Below are 22,398 nucleotides of genomic sequence, written 5' to 3'. Positions count from 1 at the left end.
TGGCACGCTGTTGAGTTCTCAAGGAACGGACGCTTCCTTCGGTCCCGTTTCACCGGGGCCCTCCGGGCGCTTCCCTTCGTTTTCTTCTTTGTCTTACTGTCCTGCGTTTCCGACTCTATCAGACTCTTTCGTGTCCGATTCCCGGTCGAAGCGGGTCTCGCATCTCTCGCCTTCCAGGTTCTCCGCTTTCGCGTTTTCCCTTTCCGGCGACTCCGACTTTACCAGACTCTTTTCCGTTCCGTTTCCGGCCCGAATTCGATTTCTGATGGCCTGCGGAGCGGCCTTGCCTTTCGGCGGATCCGACTTTATCAGAGATTCTGAGTCGGAATTCCCGCCCCGTCCGGAGGCTTTCCAGGCGCACGAGTGCGCGCGGTGCTTCCCGTTCAGGCGGAGACGTAAACGTACTGGAGCGGGGCTCCCCGATGCAAATCGGGGGCCCCGCTCCAGGTCAGGCGGTCGTGAGGGATCAGACCTCGACGACGACCGGGAGGATCATCGGGCGCCGGCGGTAGGTGTCGGACACCCACTTGCCGACGACCCGGCGGACCATCTGCTGGAGCTGGTGGGGCTCCATCACGCCGTCCTGCGCCGACTTGTCCAGGGCTTCCTGGATCTTCGGCGTGACGCCAACGAAGGCGCCGTCGTCGATGCCGGAACCCCGGGCCTGGATGTGGGGACCGCCCACAATCTTGCCGGAGGAGCTGTCGACCACGATGAAGACCGAGATGATGCCCTCGTCGCCGAGGATGCGGCGGTCCTTGAGGGAGGTCTCGGTGACGTCTCCGACGGAGAGGCCGTCGACGTAGACGTAACCGGCCTGGACCTTGCCGACGATCTTCGCCTTGCCGTCGATGAGGTCGACGACCACGCCGTCCTCGGCGATGACGATGTGGTCCTTCGGCACGCCGGTGAGGGCGCCCAGTTCGGCGTTGGCGCGCAGGTGGCGCCATTCGCCGTGGACCGGCATCAGGTTCTTCGGCTTGCAGATGTTGTAGAAGTACAGCAGCTCGCCGGCCGAGGCGTGGCCCGAGACGTGGACCTTGGCGTTGCCCTTGTGGACGACGTTGGCGCCCCAGCGGGTCAGGCCGTTGATCACGCGGTAGACCGCGTTCTCGTTGCCGGGGATGAGGGACGACGCCAGGATCACCGTGTCGCCGGGAACGATCCGGATCTGGTGGTCGCGGTTGGCCATCCGGGAGAGGGCGGCCATCGGCTCGCCCTGCGAACCCGTGCAGACCAGCACGACCTCGTCGTCCGGGAGGTCGTCGAGGGTCTTGACGTCGACGACCAGTCCGGCGGGAACCTTCAGATAGCCCAGGTCACGGGCGATGCCCATGTTGCGGACCATCGAGCGGCCGACGAAGGCGACCCTGCGGCCGTACTCGTGTGCGGCGTCCAGGATCTGCTGGATGCGGTGCACATGGCTGGCGAAGCTCGCCACGATGATGCGCTTCTGGGCGTTCGCGAAGACCGTGCGCAGGACGTTGGAGATGTCCCGCTCCGGCGGCACGAAGCCGGGAACCTCGGCGTTCGTGGAGTCGGAGAGGAGGAGGTCGATGCCTTCCTCGCTGAGGCGGGCGAACGCGTGCAGGTCGGTGAGACGGCCGTCCAGCGGAAGCTGGTCCATCTTGAAGTCACCGGTGGCCACGGCCATGCCCGCAGGGGTACGGATGGCGACGGCGAGAGCGTCCGGGATGGAGTGGTTGACCGCGATGAACTCGCAGTCGAAGACGCCGATGCGCTCGCGCTGTCCCTCGGTGACCTCAAGGGTGTACGGGCGGATCCGGTGCTCCTGGAGCTTCGCCTCGATGAGCGCGAGGGTCAGCTTCGAGCCGATGAGGGGGATGTCCGGCTTCAGGCGCAGCAGATACGGGACACCACCGATGTGGTCCTCGTGGCCGTGCGTGAGGACGATGCCCTCGATGTCGTCCAGCCGGTCCCGGATCGTGGTGAAGTCCGGAAGGATCAGGTCGATGCCCGGCTGCTCCTCCTCGGGGAAGAGGACGCCGCAGTCGACGATGAGCAGGCGGCCGCCGTACTCGAAGACCGTCATGTTGCGGCCGATCTCGCCCAGGCCGCCGAGCGGGGTGACCCGCAGGGCGCCCTTCGGGAGCTTCGGCGGGGTACCGAGTTCAGGATGCGGATGACTCAAAAGACTCTCCTTACCACGCACGCCACGTACCGCTGAGGCACGTGGCGCGCATGTCATTCGTGCACTTGCTGTTGTCTTGGGGTGGTGCTCGATGCGAGTCGCCTCGCGTGTTCAGTTGTGAAGTCTGTATTCAAAGAAGTCGGTGCCTAGAGCTGTACCCCGCCGGCGGCGAGATCGATCTTGAGCTGGGCCGTCTCCTGGGCGCTGAGCTCCACCAGCGGAAGGCGCAGCGGTCCGGCCGGGAGACCCCGGAGGGTCAGGGCGGCCTTCGTGGTGATGACGCCCTGGGTGCGGAACATCCCGGTGAAGACCGGCAGCAGCCTTTGGTGGATCTCGGTGGCCTTCTGGACGTCGCCGCTCACGTACGCGTCGATCAGGGCCCGGAGCTCGGGGGTGACCATGTGGCCGACCACGGAGACGAAGCCGACCGCGCCGACCGAGAGGAGCGGCAGGTTGAGCATGTCGTCGCCGGAGTACCAGGCGAGGCCCGATTCGGCGATGGCCCAGCTGGCGCGGCCCAGGTCGCCCTTGGCGTCCTTGTTCGCGACGATCCGCGGGTGGTCGGCCAGCCGGACGAGGGTCTCCGTGTCGATCGGCACCCCGCTGCGGCCGGGGATGTCGTACAGCATCACGGGCAGGCCGGTGGAGTCGGCGATGGCCGTGAAGTGCCGGAGCAGGCCCTCCTGCGGCGGCTTGTTGTAGTACGGCGTCACGGCGAGCAGCCCGTGGGCGCCGGTGCGCTCTGCCGTCCGGGCGAGCTCGACGCTGTGCCGGGTGTCGTTGGTGCCGATGCCGGCGACGACATGCGCTCGGTCGCCGACCGCTTCGAGCACCGCCCGTACGAGCTGGTCCTTCTCCGTGTCACTGGTGGTCGGGGACTCACCGGTGGTGCCGTTGACGATCAGGCCGTCATTGCCTGCGTCCACCAGGTGGGCGGCGAGCCGCTGGGCGCCGTCGAGGTCGAGAGCGCCGTCCGCCGTGAAGGGCGTGACCATAGCGGTGAGGACCCGCCCGAAGGGGGTCTGCGGAGTGGAGATCGGAGCCATGGGTAACACGCTACTCGCTGCTCAGCGCGCGGGGTCCCCTCGGGGGGACGGGGAAGAGGAGCCCGGCACTGCCTGCTCGGGGGTTCAAGCAGTGCCGGGTCCGTTTGTTCAGCCTAGATGAACTTCTCGAAACGCCGCAATACGGACACCGCCTACGGGGCTACCCGTCCATTTTTGTTGAAGGCCGCATGCGTGAGCGGCATGAGCTGCTCCCAGTGGGCTTCCATCTGCTCGCCGACCATCTCGATCTCGCGCTGCGGGAAGGACGGAACCTTCGCCAGCTCGTGCTGGGTGCGCAGGCCGAGGAAGTGCATCAGGGAGCGCGCGTTGCAGGTGGCGTACATCGTGGAGAAGAGGCCGACCGGCAGGACCGCACGGGCGACCTCACGGGCCACGCCCGCGGCCAGCATCTCCTGGTACGCCGCGTAGGAGGCCCGGTAGGACTCCTCCATGGCGCGGGTCGTCAGGTCGTACTGCTCCTCGGTGCCCTCGACGAACTCGTACTTGCCGGGGCGGCCCTGCTGGACCAGCTTGCGGGAGGTTCCGGGGACGTAGAAGACCGGGTCCAGCTCCCTGTAGCGGCCCGATTCCTCGTTGTACGACCAGCCGACGCGGTGCCGCATGAACTCACGGAAGACGAAGATCGGGGCGCTGACGAAGAACGTCATCGAGTTGTGCTCGAAGGGGCTGCCGTGCCGGTCCCGCATGAGGTAGTTGATGAGCCCCTTGGAGCGCTCGGGGTCCTTCGTGACCTCTTCGAGCGACTGCTCGCCGGCGGTGGAGACCCGGGCGGCGAACAGCACGTCCGCGTCGCGCGCGTCGCTCTTCACCAGCTCGACGGTGACGTCGCTGCGGAAGTGGGGCTTTGCGGGTTCGGGGGTGTCGGTCACCGACAGGGGTCCTTCCAATGGCGTCGCTCTGGCGGCCACCACTTTACGGGCCGCTGGCATGCGTGCGTGCGGCGACCTCGGGGCAGCCGTTCGTGGAGTTCCCCCAACAAGTACGGCGATTCGGGCACCGATCCGGTCTCTCGTACGTCTGACTCATTAGCAGCACCCGCCACTGAGATCAAGGAGAGTTTCCTCATGTTCCGCCGGCGTGAAGCCGTCCCGTTCTCGTTCGTCGCCGAGTCCGACCGATTCCGCAGCAATGTCACTCCCCCTCCCTCGGCCCGCGCCACCGTTCCCGAACTTCTGGGGCGGTCCCTCGTCGGGCTCACCGTGGTCGCCGGTCTCGTGGGCTCGCTGCTGCTGGGGCTCCCCGCTCTCGACTCCGAACAGCCCCCCGCGCACGGCAAGCAGTCCGAGGCGTCCCAGGGCCGCTGACTCGTACGGACCCCCTGGGGTGGTCGGGCCGGTGGCACTCTCGGTAGCCTCACCGGGCACTGCAATCGAGCGTGCTTGTGAGTGAGGATGAGTCGTGCCCCTGCCCTTTCTGACGGCCGACCGCGCATTCGACGCGAGCGCGGAGGACGTCGCGCTGCCGTTCGACGACCACGACAGCTGGCGGCGGCCCTACCGCCCCGGTCCGTGGCGGGTCGCGGCGGCGGCCACCCTGTTGTTGCTGGCCTCGTTCGTTCTGCTCGCGGCCATGATCATCGGTGTGGCCGGAGCGCCTTCGGGCGCCACCGTGTGCCTGGCTCTGGCCGGTGCGCTGATCGCCGCCGCCCTGCGACTGCTGCGGGTCGGTGCCTGGGTCAGCCGTCACGGAGTGCGGCGTGTCGCGTTCTTCCGGACCACCACGGTGGCCTGGAGCGGCACGTCCGCGGTTCGTACGGTCCAGCAGCCCGTGAAGTGGATGGGTCTTCCCCGTACGGTCCAGGGGCAGGCGCTCGTCGTGGTCCGGCAGAGCGGTGAGACGCTGCCACCGCTGACCACCGACCACAACGCGGACTTCCTCGGGCGTGAGGAGGCGTTCGAGCGGGCCACGGACGCGGTGGAGGCCTGGGCGGACGAGTATCGGCAGGAGTGAGTCCCTGCCTGTAGCCGCCTGTACGTGAGTGAGCCCGGGGCCCTTGTGGGGTCCCGGGCTCATTTGCGTAGGGCGGGAAAGATGTCCTCAAGTGCCGGCCGTGCTGGATGGTGCGGCCGGGCTTGGTTGGTGTCGTCAAGCGCCGGACGGGCTGGATGGTGCGCCCTGGCTTGGTGGTGCGGGCTCGCCGGAGGGCGCGGGCTCGTCGGGCGGGGCCGAAGCGGTCGCCGGGCTGGATCGGTGCAGGGCGATGGCCCTCTGCATCGCCTTGCGGGCTCTCGGCGTGTCCCTCGCGTCCTGGTAGGCGACCGCCAGCCGGAACCAGGTGCGCCAGTCGTCCGGGGCGTCCTCCGTCTCCTCGCGGCGCTTGGTGAAGACCGCGTCGGCGGCGTCCCGGTCGATGCGGCCGGACGGCGTCCGGGCCAGGTCGTCGACCGGCAGGCCGCCCTCCGCGTCCAGCTCGGCTGCCAGGGCGTTGGCGCGGCGGACGAACTGGGTGTTCTTCCAGAGGAACCAGACGCCGATCACCGGCAGGATCAGCACGGCGACGCCGAACGTGACCGTGACCAGCGTGCCGTGCCGGATGAGCATCAGACCGCGGCTGCCGACCAGGACGAAGTAGAAGACCAGGACGGCGGCCGTGACGATGTAGGTGATCTTTGCGCGCATGAGGGGCTCAGTCAGTTCAGGTCGAGGAAGTGTTCCAGGCCGAACGTGAGGCCGGGAGTGGTCACCACGCGGCGGACACCGAGCAGGATGCCCGGCATGAAGCTGCTGTGGTGGAGGGAGTCGTGGCGGATGGTGAGGGTCTCGCCCTCGCCGCCGAGGAGCACTTCCTGGTGGGCCAGCAGGCCGCGGAGCCGGATCGCATGCACCGGGACGCCGTCGACGTCCGCGCCGCGCGCGCCGTCCAGGGCGGTGACGGTGGCGTCCGGCTGCGATGCGCTGCCCGCCTTGGCCCGGGCCGCCGCGATGAGCTGGGCGGTGCGGGTGGCGGTGCCGGAGGGGGCGTCGACCTTGTTGGGGTGGTGCAGTTCGACGACCTCGACGGACTCGAAGTAGCGGGCGGCCTGCTCCGCGAACTTCATGGTCAGGACGGCGCCGATGGAGAAGTTCGGGGCGATCAGGACGCCCGTCCCCGGGGAGTCGTCCAGCCAGGTGGTCAGCTGCGCGAGCCGTTCGTCGGTCCAGCCCGTGGTGCCGACGACGGCGTGGATGCCGTGCCGGACGCAGAAGTCGAGGTTGCCCATCACCGACGCGGGGGTGGTGAGCTCGACGACGGCCTGGGCGCCGACGTCGGCGAGGATCTCCAGCTGGTCGCCCCGGCCCAGGGCCGCCACCAGCTCCAGGTCGTCGGCGGCCTCGATCGCGGTGACGGCCTCGGAGCCGATGCGGCCCTTCGCACCGAGAACGGCTACGCGCAGCTTGCTCATCTTGATTCCTTAAGGGATTAGGAGACCGCTTCGTGGAGGCGGTCCGCCTGCTTGTCCTTGAGCGGGCCGATGACCGAGAGCGAGGGGCGTCGGGTGAGGAGTTCGCCCGCCACCTCCCGTACGTCGTCGGGGGTGACCTCCGCGATGCGCGCGAGCATGTCGTCGACGGACATCTGCTCGCCCCAGCAGAGCTCGCTCTTGCCGATACGGTTCATCAGCGCGCCGGTGTCCTCCAGGCCGAGGACGGTGGAGCCGGAGAGCTGCCCGATGGCGCGGGCGACCTCGTCGTCGTCCAGGCCGTGCGTGGCGACCCGGTCCAGCTCGTCGCGGCAGATCTTCAGGACGTCGTGGACCTGGTTCGGGCGGCAGCCCGCGTACACGCCGAAGAGGCCGCAGTCGGCGAAGCCCGAGGTGTACGAGTACACGCTGTAGGCCAGGCCGCGCTTCTCCCGGACCTCCTGGAAGAGGCGGGAGCTCATGCCGCCGCCGAGGGCGGTGTTGAGGACGCCGAGCGCCCAGCGGCGCTCGTCGGTGCGGGCGAGGCCGGGCATGCCGAGGACCACGTGGGCCTGCTCGGTCCTGCGGTTCAGCAGCTCGACCTTGCCGGCGGTGCGCAGGGTGCGGGAGCCCTCGCGGGGCGCCATCGGGACGGCATCCGTACGGGAGAGTGCCCCGGCGCGTTCGAAGGCGCGGCGGACCTGGCGGACGACCGTGGCGTGGTCGACGTTGCCGGCGGCGGCGACGACGAGGTGCGTGGGGTCGTAGTGCTTCTTGTAGAAGCGGGCGATCTGGCCGCGGTTCAGCGCGTTGATCGTGTCGACGGTGCCGAGGACGGGGCGGCCGAGAGGGGTGTCGCCGAGCATGGTGTGCGCGAACAGGTCGTGCACGCAGTCGCCCGGGTCGTCCTCGGTCATCGCGATCTCTTCGAGGATGACGCCGCGCTCGGCGTCGACGTCCTCGGGGGCGATCAGCGAGCCGGTCAGCATGTCGCAGACGACGTCGATGGCCAGCGGCAGGTCGGTGTCCAGGACCCGCGCGTAGTAGCAGGTGTACTCCTTCGCCGTGAAGGCGTTCATCTCGCCGCCGACCGCGTCGATCGCGGAGGAGATGTCCAGGGCGGTGCGCTGGGCGGTGCCCTTGAAGAGGAGGTGTTCGAGGTAGTGGGTCGCGCCGTTCAGGGTGGGCGTCTCGTCGCGGGAACCGACGTTGGCCCAGATGCCGAAGGTGGCGGACCGGACGGAGGGCAGGGTCTCGGTGACGATCCGCAGACCGCCGGGGAGGACGGTGCGGCGGACGGTGCCGATGCCGTCCTTGCCCTGGAGAAGCGTTTGGGTACGGGCGACGGCCCGCGCCTTGGAGGAGGCGCGGGCCGTCGTCGCGGAACTACGGGACGTCACTTGTCGGTGTCGTCCTTCGTCTCGTCCTCTTCACCCTCGACGACGGGGATGAGGGAGAGCTTGCCGCGGGAGTCGATCTCGGCGATCTCGACCTGGACCTTGGCGCCGACGGCGAGCACGTCCTCGACGTTCTCCACGCGCTTGCCACCGGCGAGCTTGCGGATCTGCGAGATGTGCAGCAGACCGTCCTTGCCCGGCATGAGCGAGACGAACGCACCGAAGGTGGTGGTCTTGACGACCGTACCCAGGTAGCGCTCGCCGACCTCCGGCATGGTCGGGTTGGCGATCGCGTTGATCGTGGCGCGGGCGGCCTCGGCCTGCGAGCCCTGCTGGGCACCGATGTAGATGGTGCCGTCGTCCTCGATCGTGATGTCGGCGCCGGTGTCCTCCTGGATCTGGTTGATCATCTTGCCCTTGGGGCCGATGACCTCACCGATCTTGTCCACCGGGATCTTGACGGTGATGATCCGCGGGGCGTTCGGGGACATCTCGTCCGGGACGTCGATGGCCTCGTTCATGACGTCCAGGATGTGCAGACGCGCGTCACGGGCCTGCTTCAGCGCGGCGGCCAGGACCGAGGCGGGGATGCCGTCGAGCTTGGTGTCGAGCTGGAGCGCGGTCACGAACTGCTTCGTGCCGGCGACCTTGAAGTCCATGTCGCCGAAGGCGTCCTCCGCACCGAGGATGTCGGTGAGGGCGACGTAGTGGGTCTTGCCGTCGATCTCCTGCGAGATCAGCCCCATGGCGATACCGGCGACGGCGGCCTTGAGGGGCACACCGGCGTTCAGCAGCGACATGGTGGAGGCGCAGACCGAGCCCATGGACGTCGAGCCGTTGGAGCCCAGCGCCTCGGAGACCTGGCGGATCGCGTAGGGGAACTCCTCGCGCGAGGGGAGAACCGGCACGATGGCGCGCTCGGCGAGCGCTCCGTGGCCGATCTCGCGGCGCTTGGGCGAGCCCACGCGGCCGGTCTCGCCGACGGAGTACGGCGGGAAGTTGTAGTTGTGCATGTAGCGCTTGCGGGTCACCGGGGAGAGGGTGTCCAGCTGCTGCTCCATCCGGAGCATGTTGAGGGTGGTGACGCCCAGGATCTGGGTCTCGCCACGCTCGAACAGCGCCGAGCCGTGCACGCGCGGGATGGCCTCGACCTCGGCGGCGAGCGTACGGATGTCCGTGACGCCACGGCCGTCGATGCGGACCTTGTCCTTGATGACGCGCTCGCGGACCAGCTTCTTGGTGAGCGAGCGGTACGCGGCGGAGATCTCCTTCTCGCGGCCCTCGAACGCCGGCAGGAGCTTCTCCGCGGCGATCTCCTTGACGCGGTCCAGCTCGGCCTCGCGATCCTGCTTGCCGGCGATGGTGAGCGCGCGCGTCAGCTCGGAGGTGACGGCCTTGGAGAGCGCCTCGAAGACGTCGTCCTGGTAGTCCAGGAAGACCGGGAACTCGCCGACCGGCTTGGCGGCCTTGGAGGCCAGGTCCGACTGGGCCTTGCAGAGCGCCTTGATGAAGGGCTTCGCGGCGTCCAGACCGGCGGCGACGATCTCCTCGGTGGGAGCCTCGGCGCCGTCCTTGACGAGCTGGATGGTCTTCTCGGTGGCCTCGGCCTCCACCATCATGATCGCGACGTCGCCGTCCTCCAGGACGCGACCGGCGACGACCATGTCGAAGACGGCGTCCTCGAGCTCGGTGTGCGTCGGGAACGCGACCCACTGGCCCTTGATCAGGGCGACGCGGGTGGCGCCGATCGGGCCGGAGAAGGGCAGGCCCGCCAGGATGGTGGAGCAGGAGGCGGCGTTGATCGCGACCACGTCGTACAGGTGGTCGGGGTTGAGCGCCATGATCGTCTCGACGATCTGGATCTCGTTGCGCAGGCCCTTCTTGAAGGAGGGGCGCAGCGGCCGGTCGATCAGGCGGCAGGTGAGGATCGCGTCCTCGGAGGGCCGGCCCTCACGGCGGAAGAAGGAGCCGGGGATCTTGCCGGCCGCGTACTGCCGCTCCTCGACGTCCACCGTGAGGGGGAAGAAGTCGAGGTTGTCCTTGGGCCGCTTGGAAGCGGTGGTGGCCGACAGCACCATGGTGTCGTCGTCCAGATACGCGACGGCGGAGCCTGCGGCCTGCTTGGCCAGGCGGCCCGTCTCGAAGCGGATGGTGCGGGTGCCGAAGGTTCCGTTGTCGATAACGGCCTCGGCGTAGTGGGTCTCGTTCTCCACTAGTGATTTCTCCATACTCGTCGTCTTTCGTCCTCACGCCCGTGTGGCGGGGGACGGTGCGGGAGAGGCGCACCGTGGATGCGGGCCGGTCTTCGATCGAAGCTCCCGGGCATGTTCCCGGGGGCCACTACCGAGGACCGGCGGCGGCGTCGTCGCGCCTCTCCCTCGTTCTTGCGTTCCTGCGTTCTTGCTCGCACGTTCCCGCTGATGCGTTCTCGGGCGAGCGGGTGCCACTGCGTCCAGGTTACTGAGCTTGACACCGGTCGTGCACATACGGCAAAGGGAGCGGTCCCCTCAAACGCGGGAACCGCTCCCTTTCCACAGCGTCCTTACTTGGCGCCGCCGGCCGCGCCACGGCGGATGCCGAGGCGGTCGACGAGCGCACGGAAGCGCTGGATGTCCTTCTTGGCCAGGTACTGCAGGAGGCGGCGACGCTGGCCGACCAGGATCAGCAGACCACGACGGGAGTGGTGGTCGTGCTTGTGCGTCTTGAGGTGCTCCGTCAGGTCCGAGATCCGGCGGGAGAGCATGGCGACCTGGACCTCGGGGGATCCGGTGTCACCCTCCTTCTGGGCGAACTCGGACATGATCTGCTTCTTCGTAGCGGCGTCGAGCGGCACGCGTACTCCTCTTGATGTTCGAAGCGCCCACGAGTGCCCCTGGTCTTGATCTCAGGGGAGCTTCCGTGACTCGGAGGCGAAGGTCCGATGAGCGCAGCCCCCAGGATGATCCGAGGACGCGTACACAAACGGCCACTGGACAGAGTACCAGCCATTCGGGTCATGCCTCACCGCTGGTCAGCCGGTGCCCGCCGCCGATCGGCCGCCACCCGCCGGCCGCTGATCGGCCGGTGCCCTTCGATGATCATTCGTCGCCCTTCGTCGCCCTTCGTCGCCTTCTGGTGATCAGCTGGCGGTCAGCTGGTGAGGGCGCGGATCGAGTGGTAGACGTCGAAGACGGCGAGGCAGAGCGGGAGCAGGGTCAGCAGGACGACCGTCTCGGCGATCTCCAGGAAGCGTCCCCAGAACGGGGTCACCCCCTTGCGCGGCACGATCAGGCCGATGGCGGTGATCAGGACGGCGACGCCGGCGACCGCGGCGGCGAGCCACACCGTACGGATGTCGAGTGCGGCGCCCTCGCCGCGCAGCGCGTCGCGCACCATGGCGACCGGCGGGTTGAGGGAGAGCCCCAGGCCCAGCAGGACAAGGGAGCCGAGGCCCGCGGCGAGCGCGCAGCCGACCTGGGCCGTGTAGCGGAACAGATGGGCGCGCATCAGCATGGCGACGCCGGTGGCCAGGGCGAGCAGCTGCCCCCAGACGTTGTTCGAGAATCCCAGCACCGCGGCGGCGGCCACGGCGACCAGGGCGCAGCCGCCGACCAGGCCGAGGAGCAGTTCATGGCCGCGCCGCGCCTGGGCGGCGAGGCGTACGGCGTCCACCGGACCCGTGGACGCGGGCTCGGAGGTCCCGTAGTCGCCGACCGTGGTGCGGGGCGGCTCGAACCCGATGGGCAGCCGGGCGAAGCGGGTGGAGAGTCCCGGCAGGAAGGCGAGGGCCCCCACGGCGAGCGGGGAGCACACGGCGGCGGCCTCGATCGGCCTCATGCCGCTCAGGATCGCGATGAAGGTGACCAGGAGGCCGACGGCGCTCGCGAAGACGAACGCGACGAACGGCCCGTCCCCGCCCGGCGCGACGATCATCAGAATGACCGCCACGACCAGGACCGCCGCACAGGCGAGCAGGAACTGCAGTCGTCCGATGCCCTGCCCGGCGCTCAGGGGCAGCAGGCCGGAGCCGGCCACCGCCGCGTTCACCAGGGCACCGGTGCCGAGCGCGATGGACGAGGCGCGGTCGTCGTACACCCGCGCACGCACACAGGCGAAGGCGAGCAGGAGCAGGGCGACGACGGCCGCCAGAATTCCGGGCAGACCGTTCATGTCGTGGCGCGGGTCGGCCGTCCACAGCACGAAGCCGAGCAGCGTCAGCAGGACGGAGCCGCCGAAGAGACCGGCTCCGCGCATGAGGGCGTCGCCCCAGAGCGTGCGGTCCTTGGCCACGGCGGTGGCGACGGCGTCCGACACGTCGTCGAAGACGGCGGGGGGCAGTGATTCGGAGAAGGGCCGCATCGACAGCAGCTCGCCGTCGAGAATGCGGTGGCCGGCGAGCGTACGGGCGCTGTCCAGGACGGTGCCGTCGCGGCGCACCAGGTGGTAGCCGACGGGTGCGCCGGGAGCGGGGCTCTGTCCGGACAGCCGGAGGATCTCGGGATACAGATCGGCTACGGGGATGTCCTCGGGCAGGGCCACGTCGACACGGCTGTCGGGCGCGACGACCGTGACCCGGCAGAATCCGGTGCCGCTGCCGGACGGGGTTCCGTGACTCTGCCGACCGGATCCGGTGGCTGCCGCTTGGGCCGTCATGGTCACCTGTTGCTCCCCCTACTGCTGGCTTGACGTTTGACGCTTGACTAGCTTGCTGACGCTTGACGCTCGACTAGCTTGCTTGACGCTTGACTGGCTTGTTCCGCGCTTCTACTGCTGTTCGTCCTGCTGCTGTTCTGTTCTACTGCCGCTGTTCTGCTTCAGCTGTTTCGCACCGCTGTCGCCGCGGCTCCCGCCAACCGGCTTTTCCGCTGCCGCCGTCGCCACGCTTCCGCCGGGTCGCGTCCGCTTCTGCCGGAATCACACCGCCGGGACCACGGATCGCACCGCTCGTCCCGAATGACCGTCTTCTCGGATCAGTTAGCGGATGCGTACACGCGTCGCGACACCCTACCGCCATGGGGCCGTCGCTTCGCCAGTAGGATCCTTCCCGCGGATGGAGCCCGTCGCCACGGGGGCGCCGATAGGAACACTTCCGTCCGGCAAGGGAATTGGTGAGCTGTGAGCCAGATCGTCGTCAAGCGCCCGCCGCGGGCCCTGCCCACCGAAGTTCCGGTCGAGCAGGTGCAGTTGCAACCTCCGCCGGAGCTCCCCCGGGGCCAGCAGGAGGGGGCGCTGATGCAGCTCCTGCCGATGCTGGGCATGGGTGGTTCGGTCGTCTTCTTCTTCATGACGCCGAACCCGATCATGCGCATCATGGGCATGATCATGATCGCCTCGACGTTGGCCATGGCCATCGCGATGCTCGTGCGGTACCGACGCGGCACTCAGGGCGAGCTGGCGGACATGCGCCGCGACTACCTGAAGTACCTGACGCAGACCCGGCGCGCGGTACTGAAGACGGCCCGCAAGCAGCGGGACGCGCAGTTCTACCTCCACCCCTCTCCCGAGCAGTTGTGGGCGCTCGTCGCCGAGGGCAGCCGGGTATGGGAGCGGCGTGCCGGTGACGCGGACTTCGCGCAGGTGCGCATCGGGCTGGGCAGTCAGGAGCTGGCCACGCCGCTCATCGCGCCCGAGACGGCGCCCGTGGACGAACTGGAGCCGCTGGCCGCCGGGGCGATGCAGCAGTTCCTGGCGACGCACTCCACGCTGGACGGTCTGCCCATGGCCGTCTCGCTGCGGGCGTTCTACCACCTCACGATCAGCGGCCACGCGGATTCGGCGCGCTCCGCCGCGCGGGCCGTGGTCGGCGGGCTGGCCTCTCTGCACTCCCCCCAGGACCTGGTGATCGCGGTCGCGACCGGCACGGAGGCCGCGCCGCAGTGGGAGTGGGCCAAGTGGCTCCCGCACGCCCAGACCTCCGGGCCCGTGGACGGAGCCGGGAGCCGGCGCCTCATCACCACCAACGCCCTGGCCCTGGAGGAGCTACTGGCCGGACGCCTGGAGGGCAGGCCCCGCTTCCAGCCGGGCGGTCAGCCGCTCATGGAGCAGCCGCACGTCGTGGTGGTCCTGGACGGCGAGTCGGTGCCCCCCATGTCGGTGCTCGCCTCCGCGGAGGGCCTCCAGGGCGTGACGGTCATCGAAGTGGTGCCGGGTGAGGTCACCGGGTCCCGCGGGGGCCTCTCGATCGTGGTGCAGCCGAAGTCGTTGCAGCTGGAGTCGGGCCAGGGACTCGTCTACGACGGGGTGCCGGACCTGCTGAGCTACGAGGCCGCCGAGGCGCTCGCCCGCCAGCTGGCCCCGCTGCACATGGCCACCGGCGGGGACGACGACGAACCCCTGCTGGCCAACCTGGAGTTCACCGATCTGCTGAACCTGGGGGACGCCGCCTCGATCGAGGTCAGCCGGACCTGGCGGCCGCGATCGCAGGCGGAGCGGCTGCGGGTGCCGATCGGGGTGGGCGAGGACGGCGCGCCCGTGATGCTGGACCTCAAGGAGGCGGCCCAGGAGGGCATGGGGCCGCACGGTCTGTGCGTCGGCGCCACCGGTTCCGGCAAGTCCGAGCTGCTCCGTACGCTGGTCCTCGGTCTCGCCGTCACCCACACCTCGGAGACGCTCAACTTCGTTCTCGCCGACTTCAAGGGCGGCGCGACCTTCGCCGGTATGGCGCAGATGCCCCACGTCGCGGCCGTGATCACCAACCTCGCGGACGACCTCACGCTGGTCGACCGTATGGGTGACTCCATCAGCGGTGAGCTCAACCGCCGGCAGGAGATGCTGCGCGACGCGGGCAACTACGCCAACATCCACGACTACGAGAAGGCGCGCGCGGCCGGTGCGCCGCTGCAGCCGATCCCCTCGCTCGTCCTGGTCATCGACGAGTTCAGCGAACTCCTCACCGCCAAACCCGACTTCATCGAGATGTTCGTCCAGATCGGCCGTATCGGCCGTTCACTGGGTGTGCATCTGCTGCTGGCCTCGCAGCGTCTGGAGGAGGGGCGGCTGCGCGGTCTGGAGACGTACCTGTCGTACCGGGTGGGTCTGCGGACGTTCTCGGCGGCCGAGTCCCGGGCCGCGATCGGTGTGCCCGACGCGTACCACCTGCCCAACGTGCCCGGTTCCGGGCTGCTCAAGTTCGGTACGGAGGAGATGGTGCGGTTCAAGGCCGCGTACGTCTCCGGGGTGTACCGCTCGGGCGCGCACCGGGCCACCGCGCCGGGTGCGCCGCTTCCGGTGGACCGCAGGCCGGTTCCGTTCACGGCCGCTCCGGTTCCGGTGCGGTACGTCCAGCCGGCGGCGCAGCCCGGAGGCGTACCGGATCAACGTGCGGCGCAGGACGACGCGCTGGCGGACACGGTGCTCGACGTGATCGTGCGCCGTCTGGAGGGCCGCGGGGCCTCCGCCCACCAGGTGTGGCTGCCGCCGCTGGACAATCCGCCGTCGCTGGACGAGCTGCTGCCGGGGCTCTCGCCGGTGCAGGGCCGGGGGCTGACGCAGCCCGGCTTCGAGGGAGCCGGCCGGCTGGTCGTGCCCCTGGGCGTCATCGACAAGCCGTTCGAGCAGCGGCGCGACACCCTCTACCGGGACTTCTCCGGCGCCGCCGGCCACATGCAGATCACCGGAGGGCCGCAGTCGGGGAAGTCGACGCTGCTGCGGACGCTCATCGCCGGCTTCGCGCTCACCCACACCCCGGAGGAGGTCCAGTTCTACGGCCTCGACTTCGGTGGTGGCGGTATGTCCTCGATCGCGGGCCTACCGCACGTCGGCGGCGTCGCGTCCCGCCTCGACCCCGAGCGGGTACGCCGTACGGTCGCCGAGGTGTACGGCATCATGGCGCGGCGCGAGGAGTACTTCCGCAGCGCGGGGATCGACTCCATCGCCACGTTCCGCAGGCTGCGGGCGCGCGGTGACATCTCGGTGACGGACCAGCCGTGGGGTGACGTGTTCCTGGTCATCGACGGGTGGGGAAGCTTCCGGACGGACTACGAGGGGCTGGAGACGGCGGCCACGGACATCGCGGCCCGCGGGCTGGGCTACGGCATCCACCTGATCGTCACCGCGTCACGTTCCATGGAGGTGCGGGCCAGCCTGAAGGACCACCTCATGAACCGCCTGGAGCTGAGGCTCGGCGACGTGATGGACTCCGAACTGGACCGCAAGGTGGCGGCCAACGTGCCCGCCGGGGTGCCGGGCCGCGGCCTGACCCCGGAGAAGCTGCACTTCATGGCGGCGGTGCCGCGGATCGACAGCATCAACTCCGACAGCGACCTCTCGGAGGCCACCGCGGCGATGAACCAGGAGGTCGCCCGGCACTGGACGGCCGCCCCCGCCCCGGGGGTGCGTCTGCTGCCGCGCGCGCTGCCGGCGAGCGAGCTTCCGGCCGGCTACGCGGTACCGGAGCGGGGCGTCGCTTTTGGTATCGACGAGAACAACCTGGAGCCGGTGTTCCTGAACTTCGAGCAGGACCCGTTCTTCCTGGCGTTCGGCGAGAGCGAGTCCGGGAAGTCCAACCTGCTGCGGCTGCTCATCAAGCAGCTGACCGAGCGGTACGACGGCGATTCCTGCAAGCTCTTCGTCATCGACAACCGGCGTTCGCTGCTGGATGTGACCCCGCGGTCGCACCTGGCGGAGTACATCCCGATGTCCAACAACATGGAACATCACATGGCGGCGCTGCACGACCTGATGAAGCGCCGCACGCCGTCCGCCGACGTCACGGCGCAGGAGCTGCGCGACCAGAGCTGGTGGCAGGGCCCCACGGTGTACGTCGTCATCGACGACTTCGACCTGGTCTCCACGTCGAGCGGCAACCCGCTGTCAGCGATCACGGAGTTGCTGCCGTTCGCCCGCGACGTGGGCGTCCGCTTCATCATCGCCCGGAACACGGCGGGGGCCAGCCGGGCCCTGTACGAGCCCTTCCTTCAGCGCATGATCGAGCTGGGCGCACAGGGCGTGATGCTGTCGGGCGACCCGAACGAGGGTGACATCCTCGGCAACGTACGACCGCGCCCGATGCCTGCGGGCCGGGGCATCTTCGTCACCCGGCGCCGGGGGAACCCGTTGGTGCAGACGGGAATGATGGAGGGGTAGCGGCTGGCCCCTGCGGCAGGGGCGGGGGGGGGGGGGGGGGGGGGGGGGGGGGGGGGGGGGGGGGCCCCCCCCCCCCGCCCCTGTGGTCCGCTGTCAGCGGTTGACGTAGCCTCCGTCCACCGGCATGACGGTTCCCGTGACGTACGAGGCCCGGTCGCTGAGCAGCCAGGCCGCGGCTTCGGCCACCTCCTCGGGCGCGGCGGTACGCGCCTGGGGGATCGCCTCCTCGATCGCCTGCTCCAGGCCGGGGTTGCGCGAGAACCAGTCGGTGGTGATCTCACTGCGCGTCAGGCCGGGCGCCACCGCGTTCACGCGGATCCCCTGGTGGGCGTACTCGTCGGCCGCGGCGCGGGTGAAACCGACCACCGCGTGCTTGGACACCACGTACGGGGCGGCGGTGGGGATGGCCACAAGACCGCCCACGCTGCTGTTGTTGACAATGGCGCCGCCCCCGCCCGCGAGCATCGTGCCTATCTCGGCGCGCAGGCAGTTCCACAGGCCCCGTACGTTGATGTCGAGGATGGCGTCGTAGACCTCGTCCGCCATCTCGTGGAGCGGCGTCCGGTCCCCGCCGACGCCGGCGTTGTTGAATGCTCCGTCGAGCCGGCCGAAACGTTCCGTCGCGTGCGCGACCGCGCACCGCGCGTCCTCGGCGCGCGTCACGTCGCACACCACCGCCGAGGCCTGGAACCCCTTGTCGGTCAGCTCCGCCACCAGGGCGCCGAGTCTCTCCTCCCGGCGTGCGGCGAGTACCACACAGGCGCCTTCCCTCGCGAAGACGTACGCGGCCGCGGCACCGATGCCACTGCTCGCGCCCGTAATCAGAATCACCTTGTCACGCAGCAACTCACCCGTAGTCAGCATGGCGCCGATGTTGCCACCGGACAGGCCCGTTCCGGCCGCCTTTCGCGAAGGAGGTCGAAAGGTGTGTCAAGTCGGAGGCCGGGCCGGGCCCCGGCCCGGCCTCCGGTTCAGACGCCGGCCGCCTCGCGCGTGCGCGCGGGCGGGAAGTGGCCCACCTCGACGAAGAACTCCACGTACCGGGAGAAGAGTTCGGCGGTCATCGGCGGGCAGTCGACGCCGGTCCCCGCGAGGGCCGCGAGGGTCTCGGAGGTGTCGATCGGCGGGTAGAAGCCGTCGGTGTCCGAGGTCATCATCTCGAAGGCGTGCAGCAGCGGCCGGAGCGCGTTGTCGCCGTCCCCGCCGACCCGCTCGCTCCACGTGTCCCAGTCCTGCTCGGCCAGCTCGTAGCCGTGCGCCCGCAGGTACTCCACGCACTGGGCGAGGCTGAGGGAGCTCTGGTTGAAGAGGTGGAAGGTGCGCCCGACGGTGTCGCTCCGCCGGGAGAGGGTGGTGATGGCGGCGCTGACGTAGTCGACCGGCAGCAGGTGGAACCGGCCGCTCGCGCCGACGGGCACCGCCGCCGACTGGAGGATGCCCTTGAGGCTGAGCCAGACGAAGTCGCGGGTCTGGCAGGCGCCGGTCCGCGTGTCGCCGGAGACCACGTCCACCCGGTAGACGGAGACGGGCAGGCCCCGGTCACGGGCGATGCCGATGAGCTGCTCGGCGACCCACTTGCTCTGGAGGTAGCCGCTGGGCAGCGCCTCGGCAGGACCGGTCGGGTCGGACACCCGGAGCGGCACACCGGCTTCCCGTACGCCGTCGAAGACGCCGACGGTGGACACATAGTGGACGGGCACGGTGCGGTGACGGGCCGCCAGACGCAGTACCTCCTCCGTACCGCGGACGTTGGCGCCGCGCAGCGCGGTGTACGGGTGCAGCCAGTGGACCCGGGCACCGTTGTGGTAGACGGCGTCGACCGTCCGCGCCAGCGCGTCGAAGTCCTCCTCGGTGAGCCCGAGCCGCTCCTCGGCGAGGTCGCCGAGGACGAGGGAGAGGCGGCTCTCGTCGACCTCGCCCCACAGCCGGTACCACTCCATGTTGGCCCGGAGCCGGGCCAGGGCCTCCGCGCGGTCGGCGCCGCGCACCAGGCAGTGGATCGTCGCCGTCGTCGTCCGCATCAGGTCGCGCAGCAGGAAGGCGCCGAGGAAACCGGTGGCCCCGGTCAGCAGGACCTCGCGCGGGTCGTCGCCCGACCGTACGACCTCGTCCGCCGGGCGTACGTCCTCGGCGAGCCGCACCTCGGCCGCGAAGTCCACGGCGGGCGGCGCCGGGTCGCCGGCCGCCCCGGCTCCGCCGGTGAGCCGTCCGGAGACGAAGGCGGCCAGGGCGGCGGGGGTGGGGTGATCGAAGACGAGCGTCGCGGGCAGCTTGGAGTCCGCGAGCTCGCTCAGCCGGTTGCGCAGTTCGACGGAGGTCAGCGAGTCGAAGCCGAGCCTGGTCAGTGGCTGGTCGGCCTCGATGGCGCTGGTGTCCAGGTGGCCGAGGACGGCCGCGATCCGGCCCAGCACCGCTTCCAGGACGGCCTGTTCGCGCTCGGGCCCGTCGAGACCGGCGATCAGGTCGGCAAGGGAGCCGGTCGCGCCCTCCTCGGCGGCGGCCCGGCGGGCGGGCGCGGGCGCGAGGCCGGTGAGGGTCACCGGGACACGGCCGGGCTGCTCGCGCAGGACGGCGATGTCCAGCGGTGTGACGACGACGGTCGGCAGGCCGATCGCAAGCGCCCGGTCGAGCAGGGCGGGCCCTTGCGCCTGGGGGACGGGCAGGAAGCCGCTGCGGGCGATACGGCCCAGGTCGGTCTCGCTGAGGTGACCGCTCATGCCGCCGGACTGCTCCCAGAGACCCCAGGCCACGGAGGTGGCCGGCAGGCCGTGGGCCCGCCGGTGCTGGGCGAGGGCGTCGAGGAACTGGTTGGCGGCAGCGTAGTTGGACTGGCCGGGGCCGCCGACGACGGCCGCGATGGAGGAGAAGAGGACGAAGGCGGTGACCTCCGCGCGGTCCTGGGTGAGCCGGTGCAGGTTCCAGGCGGCGTCGGCCTTGGGCCGCAGCACGGCGTGCAGCCGCTCGGGGGTGAGGGTCGCGATCAGCCCGTCGTCCAGGACACCGGCGGCGTGGACGACGCCGGTGAGCGGACGGTCGGCGGGGATCGTGCCGAGGAGCGCGGCGAGCGCGGTGTGGTCGGCGGCGTCGCAGGCGGCCAGGGTGACCTGGGCGCCGAGCGCGGTGAGTTCGGCCGACAGCTCCCGGGCGCCGGGGGCGGCGGGGCCGCCGCGGCTCGTGAGCAGCAGGTGCCGCACCTTGTGGACGGTCACCAGGTGGCGGGCGAGGAGGGCGCCGAGGCTGCCCGTACCGCCGGTGATGAGGACCGTGCCGTCGGGGTTCCAGGCCGGGGCGGCGCCGGGCGCGGGGCCGGCGGCCCGCCCGAGGCGGGGTACGAACGCCCGCCCGGCACGCAGGGCGGCCTGCGGTTCGCCGGAGGCGAGCAGGGCGGCGAGCAGGGCGGGGCCCGTGGGGGTGGTGGCGGGAGGGGCGGTGCTGCCCGGGTCCGCGGGGGTCGCCGGGATCGTCGTCGGGTCGGCGGTGCTGCCCGGGTGTGCGGGGGTCGCCGGGATCGTCGTCGGGTCGGCGGTGCTGCCCGGGTGTGCGGGGGCCTCCGTGTCGATGAGGCTGATGCGGCCCGCGTGTTCGGACTGGGCGGAGCGGAGCAGGCCCCAGACGGCGGCGCCCGGCAGGTCGGTGACGTCCTCCCCGTCGGCCGTGGCCACCGCGCCCGAGGTGACGACGGCGAGCCGGGTCCCCTCCAGACGCTCGTCGGCCAGCCACTCCCGCACCAGGGCGAGGACCTTCTCCGTGGTGGTGTGGACCGAGCCGGGCAGCGAACCCGTCGGCTCGGGACCGACGCGGAGTACGACGACGGGGACGGACCTGCCGTCGGCGACGGCGGCGGCCACGTCGCCCGGGGTCGCGAAGTCGCCGCCGGCTCCGAGCGTGGCCGGGCGGATCTCTCCCGCACCGGGCACGACGAGGGGCGTCCAGCGCAGGTGGAACAGCGCGTCGTCGTGCCGGTCGACGGCGGTCGCGAGGTCGCCGTCGCCGACGCCGCGCACCGCGGTCCCGGCGACGAGGGCGACGGGCTGTCCGGCCGGGTCGGAGAGTTCGACGCGCGCGGTGCCGGGGCCGTCGGGGGCGATGCGGACGCGGAGCGAGGTGGCGCCGGTCGCGTGGAGCCGTACCCCGCGCCAGTGGCCGGCGAGCGGGGCGCCGCCCTCCACCGCGTCGGACAGGAGAGGCCGTACCGCCGAGTCGAGGAGCGCCGGGTGCAGGATGAACGTCTCCGCACCGGGGGAAGCCCCCGCTCCGGCCTGCTCGGGCAGAACGGCCTCGGCGAAGAGCTCGTCGCCCCGGCGCCAGGCCGCGGTGAGGCCCTGGAACGCCGGCCCGTACGCGAGGCCGGCCCCGGCGAGCCGGGCGTACAACTCGTCGAGGGCGATCTCCTCGGCGTCGGTGGGCGGCCACGCGGCCGGCTCGAACGCGGGCTCCTCGGCGGCGACGCTCAGCGTGCCGTGGGCGTGCGCGGTCCATGGCGCGTCGGGGTCGTCGGGGCGGCCGTGCACGGTGACCGGGCGGCGGCCGGTGGCGTCGAGGGCGCCCACACCGACCTGGAGCTGGTGCGTGCCGCCCCCGGCGAGGACGAAGGGGGCGTCGAGGACGAGTTCGTCGAGGAGCGTCGTCCCGAGCTCGTCCCCGGCCCGGATCGCGAGCTCCACGAGCGCGGCGGGCGGCAGCACCACGGAGCCGGAGACGGTGTGGTCCGCGAGCCACGGGTGGGTACGCGGCGAGAACGTGCTGGTGAACACGGACCCCTCGGTGCCCGCGAGGGTGACGGCCGCACCGAGCAGCGGGTGCCCGGTCCCCCGCAGGCCGAGCCCGGCGGCGTCGGCGGAGGCGGCCGTCTGCTCGACCCAGTACCGCTGGTGCTGGAAGGCGTACGTGGGGAGGGGTACGCGGCGGGCCCCGGTGCGGGAGAAGAAGGCGGCCCAATCGACGGAGGCGCCGTGCTGGTGGAGCCGGCCGAGCGCGGTGACGGCCGTGAGCGCTTCGGGCCGTTCGCGGCGCATGAGGGGGACGGCGGTGGGGACGAGGTCGGCCGCCAGGGCGGAGAGGACGCCGTCGGGCCCGATCTCCAGGGTGGCGGTGACGCCCTGGGCGGTGAGGGTGTTCACCGCGTCGGCGAATCGGACGGTGCCACGAACCTGATCGGCCCAGTACCGGGCGCTGCGGAGTTCCTGTCCGGTGGCGACCTTGCCCGTCACGGTCGAGACCACCGCAATGTGCGGGGCGGCATATGTCAGCCCCGAGGCGACGGCCTCGAACTCCTCGAGCATCGGATCCATCAACGGCGAGTGGAACGCGTGACTGACCGACAGCCGCTTCGTCCTGCG

At 70.6% G+C, this 22,398-nt stretch carries 14 protein-coding genes; 3 read left to right on the top strand and 11 right to left on the bottom strand.

Annotated features, from left to right (window positions below):
- Positions 1–466 precede the first annotated feature (466 nt).
- From ACH4KB_RS37505 to thyX, 3 genes are all read right to left on the bottom strand, one after another.
- On the bottom strand, positions 467–2,152 hold the full coding sequence (locus ACH4KB_RS37505) for a ribonuclease J (protein WP_398071516.1): 1,686 nt from the start codon (positions 2,150–2,152) through the stop codon (positions 467–469).
- Positions 2,153–2,298: 146 nt separating this feature from the next.
- Positions 2,299–3,198: a 4-hydroxy-tetrahydrodipicolinate synthase gene (gene dapA / locus ACH4KB_RS37500; protein WP_398071514.1), complete on the bottom strand. Its 900-nt coding sequence runs from the start codon at positions 3,196–3,198 to the stop codon at positions 2,299–2,301.
- Between the two features lie 152 nt (positions 3,199–3,350).
- Entirely contained in the window at positions 3,351–4,088 is a 738-nt protein-coding gene (thyX, locus tag ACH4KB_RS37495; protein ID WP_018960640.1) for an FAD-dependent thymidylate synthase, read from the bottom strand.
- Between the two features lie 195 nt (positions 4,089–4,283).
- Here thyX and ACH4KB_RS37490 point away from each other — a divergent pair, with 195 nt between their 5' ends.
- Together ACH4KB_RS37490 and ACH4KB_RS37485 are read left to right on the top strand one after the other, a co-directional pair.
- Positions 4,284–4,523 carry a hypothetical protein gene (locus ACH4KB_RS37490; protein WP_397923804.1) on the top strand — a complete coding sequence of 80 codons (240 nt, stop codon included), beginning with the start codon at positions 4,284–4,286 and terminating at the stop codon, positions 4,521–4,523.
- 94 nt (positions 4,524–4,617) lie between these two features.
- Positions 4,618–5,169 carry a hypothetical protein gene (locus tag ACH4KB_RS37485; RefSeq protein WP_398071512.1) on the top strand — a complete coding sequence of 184 codons (552 nt, stop codon included), beginning with the start codon at positions 4,618–4,620 and terminating at the stop codon, positions 5,167–5,169.
- Between the two features lie 135 nt (positions 5,170–5,304).
- Here the strand turns inward: ACH4KB_RS37485 and ACH4KB_RS37480 are convergent, their stop codons facing one another.
- From ACH4KB_RS37480 to eccD, 6 genes are all read right to left on the bottom strand, one after another.
- Positions 5,305–5,838, bottom strand: coding sequence for a hypothetical protein (locus ACH4KB_RS37480; RefSeq protein ID WP_398071510.1), 534 nt, complete (start codon positions 5,836–5,838; stop codon positions 5,305–5,307).
- A gap of 11 nt (positions 5,839–5,849) precedes the next feature.
- Positions 5,850–6,602 carry a 4-hydroxy-tetrahydrodipicolinate reductase gene (gene dapB, locus ACH4KB_RS37475; RefSeq protein ID WP_398071508.1) on the bottom strand — a complete coding sequence of 251 codons (753 nt, stop codon included), beginning with the start codon at positions 6,600–6,602 and terminating at the stop codon, positions 5,850–5,852.
- Between the two features lie 17 nt (positions 6,603–6,619).
- Positions 6,620–7,999: a M16 family metallopeptidase gene (locus ACH4KB_RS37470; RefSeq protein WP_398071506.1), complete on the bottom strand. Its 1,380-nt coding sequence runs from the start codon at positions 7,997–7,999 to the stop codon at positions 6,620–6,622.
- The gene (locus ACH4KB_RS37465) at positions 7,996–10,209 is read right to left on the bottom strand and encodes a polyribonucleotide nucleotidyltransferase (protein ID WP_398071520.1); all 2,214 of its coding nucleotides are present in this window, start codon (positions 10,207–10,209) and stop codon (positions 7,996–7,998) included. Before ACH4KB_RS37465 ends, ACH4KB_RS37470 begins: the two co-directional genes overlap by 4 nt.
- 329 nt (positions 10,210–10,538) lie before the next feature.
- Complete coding sequence (gene rpsO / locus ACH4KB_RS37460; RefSeq protein ID WP_003965855.1) at positions 10,539–10,829, bottom strand: 30S ribosomal protein S15; 291 nt, start codon at positions 10,827–10,829, stop codon at positions 10,539–10,541.
- Between the two features lie 296 nt (positions 10,830–11,125).
- Positions 11,126–12,628 (bottom strand): type VII secretion integral membrane protein EccD, encoded by a 1,503-nt coding sequence (gene eccD / locus ACH4KB_RS37455; RefSeq protein WP_398071518.1) that lies wholly within the window; start codon positions 12,626–12,628, stop codon positions 11,126–11,128.
- Positions 12,629–13,090: 462 nt separating this feature from the next.
- Here eccD and eccCa point away from each other — a divergent pair, with 462 nt between their 5' ends.
- Complete coding sequence (gene eccCa / locus ACH4KB_RS37450) at positions 13,091–17,059, top strand: type VII secretion protein EccCa (protein ID WP_398071504.1); 3,969 nt, start codon at positions 13,091–13,093, stop codon at positions 17,057–17,059.
- 93 nt (positions 17,060–17,152) lie between these two features.
- Here the strand turns inward: eccCa and ACH4KB_RS37445 are convergent, their stop codons facing one another.
- A complete protein-coding gene (locus tag ACH4KB_RS37445; protein ID WP_398071502.1) occupies positions 17,153–17,923 on the bottom strand; it encodes an SDR family NAD(P)-dependent oxidoreductase in 771 nt (256 codons plus the stop codon).
- 107 nt (positions 17,924–18,030) lie between these two features.
- Positions 18,031–22,398, bottom strand: a 4,368-nt coding sequence (locus tag ACH4KB_RS37440; RefSeq protein WP_398071500.1) for a thioester reductase domain-containing protein, incomplete at its 5' end; no start/stop codon positions are given.

The sequence above is a fragment of the Streptomyces sp. NPDC017520 genome, from assembly GCF_044329855.1.
Classification (GTDB): domain Bacteria; phylum Actinomycetota; class Actinomycetes; order Streptomycetales; family Streptomycetaceae; genus Streptomyces.
This window is presented reverse-complemented; position numbering and strand designations above follow the sequence as displayed.

Bases quoted from the DNA above. Each gene is read 5' to 3' on its own strand.
- dapA (WP_398071514.1), bottom strand. From the start codon at position 3,198: ATGGCTCCGATCTCCACTCCGCAGACCCCCTTCGGGCGGGTCCTCACC.
- ACH4KB_RS37490 (WP_397923804.1), top strand. From the start codon at position 4,284: ATGTTCCGCCGGCGTGAAGCCGTCCCGTTCTCGTTCGTCGCCGAGTCC.
- ACH4KB_RS37480 (WP_398071510.1), bottom strand. From the start codon at position 5,838: ATGCGCGCAAAGATCACCTACATCGTCACGGCCGCCGTCCTGGTCTTC.
- dapB (WP_398071508.1), bottom strand. From the start codon at position 6,602: ATGAGCAAGCTGCGCGTAGCCGTTCTCGGTGCGAAGGGCCGCATCGGC.
- eccD (WP_398071518.1), bottom strand. From the start codon at position 12,628: ATGACGGCCCAAGCGGCAGCCACCGGATCCGGTCGGCAGAGTCACGGA.
- ACH4KB_RS37445 (WP_398071502.1), bottom strand. From the start codon at position 17,923: ATGCTGACTACGGGTGAGTTGCTGCGTGACAAGGTGATTCTGATTACG.